At 75.1% G+C, this 12,806-nt stretch carries 6 protein-coding genes; 3 read left to right on the forward strand and 3 right to left on the reverse strand.

What is annotated here, in order from left to right; all coding sequences use genetic code 11:
• Positions 1 to 5 precede the first annotated feature (5 nt).
• From MXD57_RS00685 to MXD57_RS00695, 3 genes are all read right to left on the reverse strand, one after another.
• The gene (locus MXD57_RS00685) at positions 6 to 7,304 is read right to left on the reverse strand and encodes an amino acid adenylation domain-containing protein (protein ID WP_250399247.1); all 7,299 of its coding nucleotides are present in this window, start codon (positions 7,302 to 7,304) and stop codon (positions 6 to 8) included.
• A gap of 239 nt (positions 7,305 to 7,543) precedes the next feature.
• Positions 7,544 to 8,044, reverse strand: a complete 501-nt coding sequence (locus MXD57_RS00690) for a GNAT family N-acetyltransferase (RefSeq protein ID WP_250399248.1) — start codon at positions 8,042 to 8,044, stop codon at positions 7,544 to 7,546.
• Positions 8,045 to 8,112: 68 nt separating this feature from the next.
• The gene (locus MXD57_RS00695) at positions 8,113 to 10,377 is read right to left on the reverse strand and encodes a M20/M25/M40 family metallo-hydrolase (protein ID WP_250399249.1); all 2,265 of its coding nucleotides are present in this window, start codon (positions 10,375 to 10,377) and stop codon (positions 8,113 to 8,115) included.
• Between the two features lie 254 nt (positions 10,378 to 10,631).
• Here MXD57_RS00695 and MXD57_RS00700 point away from each other — a divergent pair, with 254 nt between their 5' ends.
• The 3 genes from MXD57_RS00700 to MXD57_RS00710 all read left to right on the forward strand — a co-directional run bounded on the left by MXD57_RS00700 (position 10,632) and on the right by MXD57_RS00710 (position 12,726).
• Positions 10,632 to 11,540: an ABC transporter ATP-binding protein gene (locus MXD57_RS00700; RefSeq protein ID WP_250399250.1), complete on the forward strand. Its 909-nt coding sequence runs from the start codon at positions 10,632 to 10,634 to the stop codon at positions 11,538 to 11,540.
• Between the two features lie 151 nt (positions 11,541 to 11,691).
• On the forward strand, positions 11,692 to 12,531 hold the full coding sequence (locus MXD57_RS00705) for an ABC transporter permease (RefSeq protein ID WP_250399251.1): 840 nt from the start codon (positions 11,692 to 11,694) through the stop codon (positions 12,529 to 12,531).
• Positions 12,532 to 12,555: 24 nt separating this feature from the next.
• Positions 12,556 to 12,726 (forward strand): MbtH family protein, encoded by a 171-nt coding sequence (locus MXD57_RS00710; RefSeq protein ID WP_250399252.1) that lies wholly within the window; start codon positions 12,556 to 12,558, stop codon positions 12,724 to 12,726.
• Positions 12,727 to 12,806 lie beyond the last annotated feature (80 nt).

The raw sequence follows: 12,806 nt of genomic DNA on the forward strand, positions 1-12,806 counted from the left end.
GCGGGTCACCGGGCGTCCAGACGGGACAGTTCGACCGCGAGGACCCGGCCGATGGCATCGATGTGGCCGGGCTCCACGAGCTGGAGGTGCTGGGCGTCCACGGGGTGGTCGGTGACCGGCCCGGTGAGGTACGGCGCCCACAGCTCGGGGGTGGTCGCCCGGCCCACGGCGGCCTCCCGCCGCACCTCCGCGGTGGCCGTGAAGGTGAGCAGCCCGCCGTCGTACGTGCGGGGCGTCCAGCGCACCATCAGCTCGCCGTGGTAGCGGCAGGTGTCGATCATCGCGGCGAGCGCGGCCGGGTCCGCCGGGGCGGAGGCGCCCATCGCCGGGGCGAGCAGCCGCAGCAGCTCGTCCGGTTCCGTGGCGCGGGTGCCGTCGGCGGCGGCGATGTCCTCCTTCGGCGCGCCCACCGCGTCGAGCAGGGCGCTCAGCACGTCCGTCTCGCCGACCGGGGCCGCGTGCGCGCGCCGGTCGTGCTCGGTCGGCGGCACGCTGTCCATCAGGGCGACCAGGTCGACCCGCTCGCCCTGCTCGCGGAGCTGGACGGCCATCTCGTGGGCGACGACGCCGCCGAAGGACCAGCCGAGGAGCCGATACGGGCCGTGCGGCTGGATCTCCCGGATCCGCGCCGTGTACTCGGCGGCGAGGCCGCCGAGCGTCGCGGGGCGGGGCCGCCCGCAGGCCGGTCCGGCTCCCTGGAGAGCGTACACAGGCTGATCCGGGCCGAGGGCGCGCAGCAGCCCCACGTATCCGAAGCCGTCGCCGACGACCGGGTGGACGCAGAAGAGCGGAACGCGGGTGCCGTGGGCGCGCAGCGGCAGCACCGGCTCCCACGGCACCGGGGCGCCGTCCGGTCCGGCGCCACTGCCGGGGCCCTCGGCGAACCGGCCGTGCAGGGCCGGGTCCCCGGCGATCCGGGCGGCCAGCGCGGCGGCGGTCGGGTGGTCGAAGAGGGTGCGGACGGCGAGGTCCACGCCGGTCTCGGCGCGGATCCGCTCCACGAGCCGGACCATCATCAGCGAGTGGCCGCCGAGCAGGAAGAAGTCGTCGTCGGGTCCGGCGCCGGGCACGTCCAGGATCTCGGCGAACAGCTCCGTCAGGGTGCGTTCCAGCGGCGTGGCGGGCTGCCGGGCGCCGCCCCCGGCGGAGGCGGGGGCGTCGGCGGGCTCGGGCAGGGCCGCCCGGTCCAGCTTGCCGTTGGGCGTGACGGGCAGCACGTCGAGCGGGACGTAGCCGGTGGGCACCATGTGCTCGGGGAGCCTGGCCCGCAGGTGCTCGCGCAGCTCCTCGGTGGCGGGCGCCGCGCCCGCGGGCACCACGTAGGCGACGATGCGGGGCGCGCCGTGCCGGTCCTCGCGGACCAGGACGACCCCGGCGGCGACGGCCGGGTGCTCGCCCAGCGCGGCCTCGATCTCGCCCAGTTCGATGCGGAAGCCGCGGACCTTGACCTGGCCGTCGACGCGGCCGAGGTACTCGACCGCACCGTCGGGCCGCCAGCGTGCGAGGTCGCCCGTGCGGTACATGCGGGAGCCGGGCGGGCCGTACGGGTTGGCGACGAACCGCTCGGCGGTGAGCGCGGGGCGGCCCAGGTATCCGTGGGCGAGTTGGACGCCGTCGAGGTACAGCTCGCCGGCGACACCGGGCGGGACGAGTTGGAGTTCCGCGTCGAGGATGTGGACGCGGGTGTTCCACACGGGCCGGCCGATGGGCACGGGGCGGCCGTCGTCGTCCTCGGGGCGGCAGGTCCACGCGGTCACCTCGATGGCGGCCTCGGTGGGCCCGTACTGGTCGACCAGCCGGACACCGGGCAGCACCTGGTGGAAGCGGCGGGCGGTGGCCGTCGTCAGGGCCTCGCCGCCGACGATGACCAGCCGCAGCGAGTCGCAGCGGCCCGCGTCGGGGTGCTGGAGGAAGGCGTCGAGCATGGAGGGGACGAACTGGGCGACGGTGACCCGCTCGGAGCGGATGAGGTCGCACAGGTACGCCGGGTCGCGGTGCCCTTCGGGGCGGGCGACGACCAGGGTGGCACCGGTGGTCAGGGGCCAGAAGATCTCCCAGACGGACACGTCGAAGCTGGACGGCGTCTTGTGGAGCACCCGGTCCCGGTCCGTGAGCAGGTACTGCTCCTGGCCCCAGCGGAGCCGGTTGGTGACGGCGCCGTGCGGGACGACGACGCCCTTGGGGCGGCCCGTCGACCCGGAGGTGTAGATCACGTACGCGGGGTCGTCCGGGGCCGGTGCGGTGGGCGTCCCCCGTTCGCCGCCGTCGGCGGCGGGGCGCGGCGCGAGCAGGGCGGCACCGTCCGGGACGCGCAGCCGCTCCGCCTCGCCGGGCGCGGCGATCACGGCCGTGGGCCGGGCGTCCTCCAGCATGAACGCCAGCCGGTCGGCCGGGTAGTCGGGGTCGAGCGGCACATAGGCGGCGCCCGTCCGGTGCACGGCACACACGGCGGCCACCAGGTCCACGGAACGGGGCACGGCGACGGCGACGACCGCGCCGGGAGCGGCGCCGACCGCGGCGAGCCGTCCGGCCAGGTCGTCGACGAGCGTGTCGAGTTCGGCGTACGTGGTCTCGTGGCCCTCGAAGACGACCGCCGTGGCGTCGGGGGTGCGGGCGAACTGCTCCGTGACGGACGCGGCGAGCGTGGTGGGCTCCAGTTCGCGGCGGGTGTCGTTCCACTTGTCGAGGACGAGGCGCCGCTCGTCGTCCGAGAGGAGCCCGATCCGGCCGATGCGCAGGTCCGGTTCGGCGGCGGCGCCGGTGAGCAGCCGGGTGAGCCGTTCGGCGAGGGCCGCGGCCGTGGCGTCGTCGAACAGGTCGGTGCGGTACTCGACGGTGCCCCGCAGCGGGCCCTCCGCGCCGTCGTCGGTGCGTTCGGCGGCAAGGGTGACCGTCAGGTCGAACTTGGCGGGCGCGAGCTGCACGGTGAGCCGCCCGGCGGTGACGCCGGGGATGTCGAGCCGCACGTCGGCTCCCTGGTCCACGACGAGGGCGACCTGGAACAGCGGGTGCCGGCCGGGCCGCCGTTCGGGCCCGACGAGGTCCACGAGCTGCTCGAACGGCAGGTCCTGGTGGGCGTAGGCGGCCACGTCGAGGTCGCGGACCCGGTCCAGCAGCTCCCGGAACGTCGGGTCGCCTGCCGTGTTGGTGCGCAGCACCAGCGTGTTGACGAAGAAGCCGACCAGGTCGTCCAGGGCGGCGTCGGTGCGGCCGGCCACCGGGGCGCCGAGGGGGATGTCCGTCCCGGCGCCGAGGCGGGTCAGCAGCGCGGCGAGGCCCGCCTGCACGGCCATGAAGAGGCTCGCGCCGCTCTCCCGCGCGAGCGCGGCGAGCGCCCGGTGGGTGTCCGCGCCGATCTCGACGGGCACGGTGCGCCCCTCGTGGCCGGTCTCGGGGGTGCGGCGGCGGTCGGCGGGCAGCGGTACCTCGTCGGGCAGTCCGTCCAGTACGGCCCGCCAGTGGTCCCACTGGGCGGCGGCGAGCGTCCCCGGGGTGCGGGCGTCGCCGAGCAGGTCGTGCTGCCAGAGGGTGTAGTCGGCGTACTGGACGGGCAGGGGCGCCCAGTCGAGCGCGCGGCCCTCGGCACGGGCCCGGTAGGCCGCGCCCAGGTCAGCGGCGAGCGGCTGGAGGGACCAGCCGTCGCAGGCGATGTGGTGGACGGTCAGCAGCAGGATGTGCCGGCCGGAACCGAGCAGGTAGAGGCGGGCACGCAGCGGCGGTCGGGAGGCGAGGTCGAACGGGGCGGAGGCGGCGGCGCGCAGCTCCGCCTCCAGAGCGGCGCCCTCGGCGCGGGCGGGGTCCAGCGGGACGATGTCCAGCAGGGACGGCAGCTCCACCGGGTCGAGGACGCGCTGGTGGGGCACGCCGTCCCGGTCGGGGAAGACGGTGCGCAGCGCCTCGTGGCGGACGACGACGTCGTGCAGGGCGGCGCTCAGGGCGCCGATGTCGAGCGGGCCGTCGAGGTGCAGCGGCAGCGGGATGTGGTAGGCGGGGCTGTCGGTCTCCAGGCGCTGGAGGAACCACAGCCGGCGCTGGGCGTGCGACAGCGGCGTCTCGGCGGGCCGTCGCGCTGGGGTGAGCGCGGGGCGGCGTCCGCCTGGCGCGTCGGGGCCGTCGAGGAGGCGGGCGAGTCCGGCGGGGGTGCGGGCTTCGAAGACGGCGCGGATGGGCAGTTCGGCGCCGGTGGCCGCGCGGACCCGGCTGACCAGCCGCATGGCGAGCAGGGAGTGGCCGCCCAACCGGAAGAAGTCGTCGTCCGGGCCGGCCTCGGGCAGCCGCAGCACCTCGGCGAACAGGCGGCACAGGGCTGCCTCGCGCTCGTCGGCGGGCGGGCGGGCGGGACCGCTGGTGAGGCGCAGGTCCGGTTCGGGCAGGGCGCGCCGGTCGAGCTTGCCGGTGGCGGTGAGCGGCAGCCGGTCCACGTGGGCGTACGCGGCGGGCAGCATGTAGGCGGGGAGGCGGGCGGCCAGGTGCTCGTGGAGCTCGACGGCGCCGGGTGCCCGCCGGCCGGGTGCCGGGACCACGTGGGCGGCGAGGTACGGGGCGCCGTCCTCCTCGCCGCGCACGGTGACGGCGGCCTGGGCGACGGCGGGGTGGCCGGTGAGCTGTGCCTCGATCTCGCCGGGTTCGATGCGGAAGCCGCGGATCTTGACCTGCTCGTCGGCACGGCCCAGATATTCGACGTGGCCGTCGCGGCGGAGCCGGGCGAGGTCGCCGGTGCGGTACATGCGGCTGCCGGGAGGGCCGTACGGGTCGGCGACGAATCGTTCCGCTGTGAGGGCGGGGGCACCGAGGTAGCCGCGGGCGAGCTGGGGCCCGGCCAGGTACAGCTCGCCGGGCACGCCGAGCGGGGCGGGCCGCAGCCGCTCGTCGAGGACATACGCGCGGACGTTGTCGAGGGGCCGGCCGATGACCGGGGTGGGGCTGTCGTCCAGTTCGCAGCAGAGCGCGTCGACGGTGAACTCGGTGGGCCCGTAGTAGTTGTGGACGTCGGTGCCGGGGACGGCGGAGAGCCGCTCCCACAGCTCGGGGCCGACGGCCTCACCGCCGAGCATCAGGGCGCGCGGCCGGTGGTGGTCGCCGTCGTCCAGCAGCCCGGCGGTCAGCAGGGCCTGCGCGTAGGTCGGCGTGAGGTCGAGGAAGTCGAGCCGTTCGCGCCGCACATGGGCGACGAGCGCCTCGGGGTCGAGGCGGACGTCGTCGGCGAGGAGGTGCAGGCAGTGCCCTTCGCGGAGCCAGAAGAACGGCTCCCAGGCCGTGTCGAAGGTGATGGAGGCGACCAACCCGACGTGCAGCCGCGTGCCGTCGGCGGGCGCGTACCGGCCGGCCATGCGGACGCGGTGGTGCTCCGCGAGGTGGGTGAGCGCCCGGTGCTCGACGGCGACGCCCTTGGGGGTGCCGGTGGAGCCGGAGGTGTGGATGACGTACGCGGTGTCGTTCGGGCAGGTGGGGGCGGCGCGGTCGGCGTCGGAGAGGTCGATGTCCGGGTGGGCGGCGAGCGCCGCTCGGACGTCCGGGTCGTCCAGCGCGAGCGCGGGGACCCCGGCGGGCAGCCGCCCGGAGGTGGCGGTGGTGGTGACGGCGCAGACCGGGCGGGTGGTCGCGGCGACGGCAGCGGTCCGCTCGGCGGGCGTGTCGGGGGTGAGCGGGGCGAAGGCGGCGCCGGACTTGAGGACGGCAAGCAGCGAGACGACCAGCTCAGCGGTGCGGTCGAGGACGACGAGCACGGGCCGGTCGGGCGCGGCGCCGCGGCGGACCAGTTCGCGGGCGAGCCGGTTGGCGCGGGCGTTGAGCTCGCCGAAGGTGAGCCGGTCGGCTCCGGCGACGAGGGCGGGTGTGCCGGGTTCGGCGGCGGCGCGCTCCTCGAACGCCTGGTGGTAGGCGAGGGCGGGCACGTCGAGCGCGGGCCCGCTCCACAGCGCGGCGAGGGTGTCCCGCTCGTCGGCGGCGAGCAGGTCGACGGCGCCGATGTGCTGATCGGGGTCGTCGGCGACCCGCTCGAGGAGCAGGGCGAGCCGCCGGGTGAGGGCTTCGGCCCCGGTCCGGTCGAACAGGTCGCTGCTGTACTCGACGAAGCAGGTCAGCCCGGCCGGTTCGCCGTCGGCGTCGCGGCGCTCCATGACGTTGAACGACAGGTCGAACTTGGCGCCGCCCGGGTCGGCCTCGACGACCTCGCAGGTGACGCCGGGCAGGGCGAGGGCGGCCTCGGGCAGGTTCTGGAAGGCCAGCATGACCTGGAACAGCGGGTGCCAGGCGAGGGAGCGCGGCGGGTTGAGGGCGGTGATGAGCCGCTCGATGGGCATGTCCTGGTGGGCGAAGCCCTGCAGGTCGGTGCGGCGCACCCGCTTGAGCAGTTCACGGAAGGTGGGGTCGCCGGAGGTGTCGATGCGCAGGACGAGCGGGTTGACGAAGTAGCCGACGACGTCGTCGTAGCGGGAGTCGCCGCGTCCGGCGGTGGGGCTGGCGATGGGCAGGTCGTCGCCCGCGCCGGACCGGCTGAGGACGGTGGCGAGCGCGGCCTGGACGACCATGAACAGGCTGACCCGGCACGACCGGGCGAGGGCGAGCAGGTCCCGGTGGAGGGCCGCGGGGATCTCCCAGGGGAAGTAGTCGCCCTCGTGGGACATGACGGCAGGGCGCGGCCGGTCGGTGGGCAGCGGCAGGCAGTCGGGTATCCCGGCGAGCGCATCCTTCCAGTACGCGAGTTGGCGGCTGATGCCGCTGTCGGGGTCGTCCAGGCTGCCGAGGCCGGCGTGCTGTGCGGTCGCGTACGCGGCGAAGTCCGCCGGGAGCGGCGCCCATACGGGGGCGCGCCCCTCGGAGCGGGCCGTGTAGGCGGCGCTCAGGTCGCGGGCGAGCGGCGCCATCGACCAGCCGTCGCCCGCGATGTGGTGCTGGACCATCAGGACCAGGTGGTCCCGCGGTCCGAGGACGAAGATCCGCATGCGCAGCGGCGGTTCGGCGGCCAGGTCGAAGCACTCGCGGCAGGCGGCGGCGATCAGCTCCGGGAGGGCCGCCTCGTCGGCGGGCCGGACCGTCAGCGGCACGGGGACGTCCCGGGGGTCCAGGACGCGCTGGTAAGGGGTGCCGTCGCGTTCCGGGAAGACGGTCCGCAGGGCGGCGTGCCGGTCGATGACGTCCCCGAGCGCGTCACGCAGGGCATCGACGTCGAGCGGGCCCCTGAGGCGGAGCGCCACCGGCATGTTGTAGGAGGCGTCGCCCTCCTGGAGCCGGTCGTTGAACCACAGCGCGAGCTGTGCATAGGACAGCGGGATCTCGCCCGGCACGGTGCCTTCGCCCTGCACTTGCTGTTCCTCCCCGTGGACGCGGACGGCCCCTGGGAGGCTGCCGCGTCAGGCTGTTGCGATGGGTCTGCGTCGTGGTGCTGGTGATGCTCGGTGGTGCTGATGGTGCCGTGATGCGGGTGGTGCCGTGATGCGGGTGGTGCGGATGATGCCGGTGGTTCCGTGACGCGGGTGGCGCCCTGGCGCCCCCGTGGTGCTCGGTGGCGCCGTGCGCGGCGCCTGCGCGGGCCGGGAAGCGGTCAGCCGGCGGTCCAGTGGTACGTCACGTCGGGCTCGTTCTCCTCGTTGCGGCTGCCGTCGTTCAGCTCGCCCACGGTGAATCCGTGCCGCTCGTAGAAGGCGCGGGCCTCGGTGTTCCGCTGGAAGACGTGGAGGGACAGCTTCTTTGGCGACGCCTCCCGTACGGTCGCCAGCAATGCCGTGCCGATGCCCCGGCGCCGTACGTCGGGGCGCAGGTACAGGTGGTCGAGGACGGTGCCGTCGAGGGAGGCGAAGCCGACGATCTCCGCCGGGTCGCCCAGTTCGGCCACCCAGACGGTGGTGTCGGGCAGGACGACGGCCTCGATCCAGGCGCGAGTCTGCTCGTCGCTGTGGAGGCGCGGCAGATACGGCATGGTGGCGGTCCGGGAGGCGAGGAAGACCGCGGTGACGGCCTCGCCGTCGGCGGCGGTCGCCCGGCGGACGCGCGGGGTCTCCGGCTTCTCGGCTCGGTCGGCGCCGTGGGGGACGGAAGAGGTCATGGGGACTCGTTTCTGTCGTGGGCGGGAAAGGGGTGTCGTCGGTGGTGCGGGACCGGAGCGGCCGGTGCTCAGACCGTGTAGACGCGGCTCGCGAAGGAGAGCCCCGCCGCGTCGGGGATCCAGGTGAGGTACTTGGGGCGCGGCTGTGTCAGCGCCCGTTCGGGAAGCCCCGCGTCCTGCGTCATGGCGAGCACGCGCAGCGGCTTGCCGCCCCGGACGGTGAGGGTCACCTCTTGGCCGCGCGGCGAGGGCGCGGCGAGCAGCAGTCCCCACTTCCACGGCGAGCCGGCGTGCGGGCGGTTCTCCCCGCCCGGGAGGTCCTGCGTCCCGGCGGGCGCGCCGTGCAGGCGGGCGCCGACGACCTCGGTGGCGGAGGTGTCGACGTACAGGGCGAGCAGGACGGGCGTGCCGTTCACGGCCTTCACGGAGAGGCGTACGGTCCGGGTCGCGCCGCTGCGCGTGTCGGAGAGGGTCGTGACCCGCGGCCGGGAGACGGGGGCGACCGGCGCCTCGCCCGCCAGGAGGCCGCCGGGCGGGGCGGCGAGGGCGGGCGACCACGCCTCCAGCGTGTCGGTGCGGGAGGTGCCGGTCCGGGCGGTGACCCACGGGTGCGCGTCAGCGTCCTCGGACACCCAGTAGGCGCGGCCCCGGTCGGCGTCGAGGGCGTACATGAGGCTGACGGGCCGCGGGTACTCGGCGTCGGCGCGGCCGGTGAGGGCGTTGGCGCCGACGAGCGCCGTCCCGGTGACCGCGAGGGCCGCGCCGGCCGCGACGACCCGCCGGCGCGGGGCGGTCCACAACGGCAGGGCCGCCGGTAGGGCCGGTACGGCGAGGACGAGGGCCGCCAGGACGAGCGGCGCCGCGGCGGAGGCCAGCCCGAGGACCGGGAAGAGCAGCGCGATCAGCGGGGCGGTGACCGCGACGCCGGGCAGCCCGCCCAGCGCGAGGGCGGCCGCCCGCCACGGCGAGTCCTGCGGGGCGCGGACGGCGAGGAGCAGACCGGCGGCCCCGCCGAGCACCGTCCACGTGACCACGTACGCGGCGCCGGGCAGCAGCACGGCGACGGGCACGGCCGACAGCGCGGGCCACACGAGGACGCCGACGGTCGCCTCCGTCACGGAGCCCCGGGCCCGCCGCGCCGTCCACACGGCCCACAGGGCGGTCACCGTGGCGGTGAGCAGCAGCAGTCCGGTGACGGCAGGACCCGTGCGGTACGGGTCGCCGAGGTGGAACAGGGCGTAGTCGGGGCGGAGCAGCAGCAGGCCCTGCCAGGCGGCCCAGCCGAGCGCGGCGGCCGCGGCGAGGGTGAGCGGGAAGGTCAGCGCGGACCGTACGGCGGCACGGGTGTTCAGGGCGCGGCGGCGGCGGGCGTACCAGGCGGCCGCGGCGAGCGCGGCGGGCGCCAGCAGGGCCAGCGGCAGCACCGCCCCGGCGGGGTAGCGGACGAGCAGCGGGCCCACGTTGAACCAGGTCGCCTCGGGTGCCTCGGTGACGTCCCGGAGGTCCGCCGCGGCCAGCGCGCGCACGGCGGACAGGGCGGTGTCGCCGAGGTCCTGGAGGCTGCCCGGGTCGAGGTGGGCGGCGTCGTCGCCGGGCCCGTGGTAGCGGGCGCTGCCGCCGATGACGGCGAAGTTCAACCCGGTCATGCCGGCGGCGCGCAGCGGGGTCAGGTCCGTGTCGTGCGGCAGCAGCCGGTAGATCTCGTCGGACAGGGAGGTGGCCACGGGCGGGGTGTCGGCGAGGGCGTCGGCCAGGGCCGCGCTGTGGGCACCCGTCTCGAACATGACGGCACGTCCGCTGGTGCCCCGCGCTTCCAGGTTGACGACGACATGCGGTTCTCGGGCGGCGGCTCCGAGGCTCCGCAGGTAGGCGCGGGCGCCGAGCTGGCCGGTCTCCTCCATGTCGGTGAGGAGCAGCACCACGTCGTTGCGGGGGCGGGGTCCCTCGGTCAGGACGCGGGCGATCTCCAGGAGGGACGCCACGCCGAGGCCGTCGTCGGAGGCGCCGGGACCGGTGGGGACGGAGTCGGTGTGGGCGACCAGCAGCAGGCTGCCCGTGGAGGAGGACCCCTCGATGGTGGCGGTGATGTTGTGGACGCGTCCGGCGAGGTGCGAGGAGTCCCGGCCGGGCAGCACCTCCGTCGCCTCGCTCTGCGCGGGTTTCAGCCCCAGCCCCGTCAACTGCTGCCGCACATAGGCCCGTACGGCTTCGGCTTCCGGTGTTCCGGAAGGATGTGGGGCCCGCGCCAGGTGCGGAACGTGGACTCGGGCGCGTTCGGCGGAGAACACGGAGGGCGCCGCGTCCGCGCGTACGGGCTTCGGGACGGCGCGCATGAGAATCGCACTGCCGGCGGCAGCCAGTACGAGCAGAAGAACAGCGACAAGCGCGGGTACGCGCGACCTCATGGAGCCCCCGGAATCGACGAAGCGCCCTTGTGGGGGCTTGATCAATGCGGAACGTACCAGTGATCACTGGGAGTTGAAAGGGGTTCACAAACGGGCCCCGCCTGGGGTTGTATGGCTGGTGCACCCGGGATGACGCCATCGCGCCCCAGGGGCACCACGTTTCCAAAAGGGGGAATTCACGGGTGAGCCCCGTAGTCCGTTTTCAGGACGTCGTGAAGACCTACGGCGCGGCAAACGCCCTCGACGGGCTCGATCTGGAGGTCTCCCCGGGCCAATTCTTCGGACTGCTGGGACCGAACGGCGCCGGAAAGTCCACCACCATGCGCCTGATCACCGGGCAGAGCCGGGCCACCGGCGGCACGGTCGAGGTGCTGGGACACGGCATGCCCGCGGCCTCGCGGCGGGTCCGCTCACTGCTCGGCGTCGTTCCGCAGGAGGACAACCTCGACATCGAGCTGACCGTCCGGCAGAACCTGGAGGTGTTCGCCCGGTTCAGCGCCCTGCCGCCCGCCGAGTGCGGCGCGGCGGTGGACCGGGCGCTGGCGGCGGTGCGCCTCACGGACCGGGCGGACAGCCGTGTGGAGGCGCTCTCCGGCGGCATGCGGCGCAGGCTGCTCCTCGCGCGGGGCATCCTCACGTCCCCGCGGCTGCTGCTTCTCGACGAGCCGACCGTGGGTCTGGACCCGCAGATCCGCCAGGACCTGTGGGACGTCATCGAGGCGCTGCGCGAGACCGGCACGACGGTGCTGATGTCCACGCACTACATCGAGGAGGCGGAGCGCCTCGCCGACGAGGTCGCCATCGTCTTCGCGGGCCGGCTGATCGCCCGAGGCACCCCGGCCGAACTGCTGCGCGCCCACGCCGGGGCGCAGGCCGCCGAGTACCGGGGGGACGCGTCCCGCCGTGCGGAGGTGGAGGCGCTCGTGGCGAGGTCGGGGCTCACCAGCAGGCGCACCGGCCTGGCGGTGTCGGTGCTCCGCGCCGAGACGATGCCCGAGTCGCTGCGCGCCGAGCTGGGCGCGCCCGACGTGCTGCGGCCCACGACCCTGGAGGACGTCTTCGTGATGCTGACGGGCGAGCTGTTCGTCTGACCCGCAGGCCCGCCGCGCCGCGCCTGCGCGGCGCTCCACCGGTACTCCGCCGCTGCGCGGTCCCGTTCCGGCCCCCGCCCGCGGGCGCCCCGTCCTCCTCACGCGGCGGCAGCCGTTCACCGATCCCGGCCGACCAGAAGGGACCCATTCCATGTCGAGGGCCGCACCGGCTCCACCCGCACAGCCGCCCGCCGGCGCGCCCGTGTCCGAGGGCGGCTCCCCGGCCACCCCGGCGCTGATGCCGTCGCTGCGCGCCGTGTGGCTGCGGGAGCTCCTGCTGTTCACACGCTACTGGCCGGCGATCACCTTCGGCTCGCTGGTCGAGCCCCTGGTCTACATGACCGGTTTCGGGCTGGGCTTCGGCCGCCTGGTCGACTCCGCCGAGGGCCGCCCGTACCCGCAGTTCCTGGGCGTCGGCATGGTGGTGACCTCGGTGCTCTTCGCCTCCGCCTTCGCGGGCATGTTCGAGAGCTACAACAGGCGCTGCTACCAGCACCTGTACGACGCGGTGCTGAGCCGCCCGGTCGACGTGTGGGAGCTGGTCACGGCCGAGGCGTCGTGGATCGCCGTCAAGTCGTCCGCGTACAGCTCGGTACCGTTGCTCGTCACGGTCGCGATCGGTCTGCCGCTCACGCCGTCGTTGCTGCTCGTGCCCCTGATCACGCTGGTGGCGGGACTGGCGTTCGCCCTGTGCGGGATGTGGGTCTCCACGCTGGTTCCGGCCATCGACTGGCTGCGGCTCGTCGTGTCGGGCGTGCTCACCCCGCTGGTGATGGCCGCCGGGGTGTTCTTCCCGCTGACGGGGCTGCCCGGCTGGGTGCGGGCCGTCGCGGCGGTCAACCCCATCCACCACTGCATGCAGCTCGTCCGGCACGCCGCGTTCGGCACGCTCGGCGCCGAGGACCTGCTGCACCTGGCGGTACTCGCCGCCTTCACCGTGGCCGCGTGGTTCCTCGCCGTACGCGGGATGACCCGCCGCCTCTTCGACTGACCGAGCCGCCGACAGGAGCGCACGATGACCAACCCCTTCGACAGCGACGACCGCCCGTACGTCGTCCTCCGCAACGACCGCGCCGAGCACTCCCTGTGGCCGGCCGCCATCGACATCCCGGACGGCTGGACCGTCGTCCACGAGGAGGACTCCCGCGCCTCCTGCCTCACCTGGGTCGACGCCCACGCTTCCTGAACCCGTTCGTCCCGCGCCCCGCGTGCGCCGCCGGCGAGTGCCGCGGCCGGCCGGCCCACCGACCGAGATCGTCCCGCTCC

The organism is Streptomyces cellostaticus (assembly GCF_023630175.1).
Taxonomy (GTDB): domain Bacteria; phylum Actinomycetota; class Actinomycetes; order Streptomycetales; family Streptomycetaceae; genus Streptomyces; species Streptomyces cellostaticus_A.